We start from the raw sequence: 1459 nt of genomic DNA on the forward strand, positions 1-1459 counted from the left end.
CGCACATAGGCGGCGGTGACCTTGCCGCGCATCACGCTGTAGGCCCAGCGCGTATAGACGATGATGGTCGGCATGAAGATCAGCGTCGCCACCAGCATCACGCCGAGCGTCCGCTGGCTGGACACGCTGTCCCACACCGTCAGGCTGGATGCCAGGTCCAGGCTGGACGGCATCACGAACGGGAACATCGATACGCCGGCGGTGCCGATCACACCGGCCAGGCCGACCGCCGACGCCCAGAAGGCGGCGAAGGTCAGGCCGCGCCGCGCCAGCAGCAGCGCCAGGCCAAAGCCGGCATAGGCCAGCAACGGCACCAGCAGGGTCGACGGGTACAGCCGGTAGTTGGCCAGCCATGCTCCCGGCGCACGCACCACGGTCTTGGTCAGCGGGTCCGGCTGGGCGGCGGCATTGATCGCCGAGGTAATCACATAGCCGTCGATGCCATAAGCCAGCCAGACGCCGGCCAGCGTGAAGGCGGCCAGTGTCAGCAGGCCGGTCACGGTGGCCCAGGTGCGCGCGCGGCGCTGGATGTCGCCCTCGGTGCGGTGCATCAGGTAGACCGCGCCATGGAAGGTCACCATCGCGCTCGACACCACCCCGCACAACAGCGCGAACGGATTGAGCAGGCCCCAGAACGACCCCTCGTAGTACGACACCAGATTGGCGTCGAAGCGGAACGGCACCCCCTGCAGCAGGTTGCCGAATGCCACACCGAAGATCAGCGGCGGCACAAAACCACCGATGAACAGGCCCCAGTCCCAGGTCGAGCGCCAGCGCGGATCGCGGATCTTGCTGCGGTAGTCGAAACCGACCGGCCGGAAGAACAGCGCCCACAGCACCACCAGCATTGCCCAGTAGAAACCGGAGAACGCCGTGGCGTAGACCAGCGGCCAGGCGGCGAAGATCGCCCCGCCGGCGGTGATGAACCACACCTGGTTGCCGTCCCAGTGCGGGCCAACGGTATTGATGACCACGCGCCGTTCGACGTCGTCGCGACCGACGAAGGGCAGCAGGGTACCCACGCCCATGTCATGGCCGTCCATGACGGCAAAGCCGATCAGCAGCACGCCAACCAGCAGCCACCAGATGAGTTTCAGTGTCGGGTAATCGATCATGTCCGTTCTCCTCAGTGCGCGGTGGCTTCATTGGCGTAGCGGCCGGTGCCCAGGCTGCCCGGCCCCTGGCGCGCAAAGCGCTGCATCAGGAACACCTCGATCACCAGCAGCACGGTGTAGAAGCCGATAAAGCCGGCCAGCGAGCCGTACAGCGAACCGACCGACAGCGTCGACACCGACAGCCGGGTCGGCAGCACGCCGTAGATGGTCCACGGCTGCCGCCCGTACTCGGCCACCAGCCAGCCGACTTCGCAGGCGAACCACGGCATCGGCAGGCTCCACAGCGCCGCCTTCAGCAACCAGCGGCGCTCGGCAAAGCAGCCCTTGACCGAGTACCACAGCGC

At 66.9% G+C, this 1459-nt stretch carries 2 protein-coding genes; both read right to left on the reverse strand.

The genetic code is table 11. From position 1 onward, the window contains the following. On the reverse strand, positions 1 to 1115 hold a 1115-nt coding region (gene cydB / locus DFO50_RS18705; RefSeq protein ID WP_112693020.1), incomplete at its 3' end, for a cytochrome d ubiquinol oxidase subunit II. 11 nt (positions 1116 to 1126) lie between these two features. Beyond that, the coding region (locus DFO50_RS18710; RefSeq protein ID WP_199489906.1) for a cytochrome ubiquinol oxidase subunit I at positions 1127 to 1459 on the reverse strand (333 nt) is incomplete at its 5' end.

Source organism: Microvirgula sp. AG722, assembly GCF_003269145.1.
GTDB classification, from domain to species: Bacteria; Pseudomonadota; Gammaproteobacteria; order Burkholderiales; family Aquaspirillaceae; genus Microvirgula; species Microvirgula aerodenitrificans.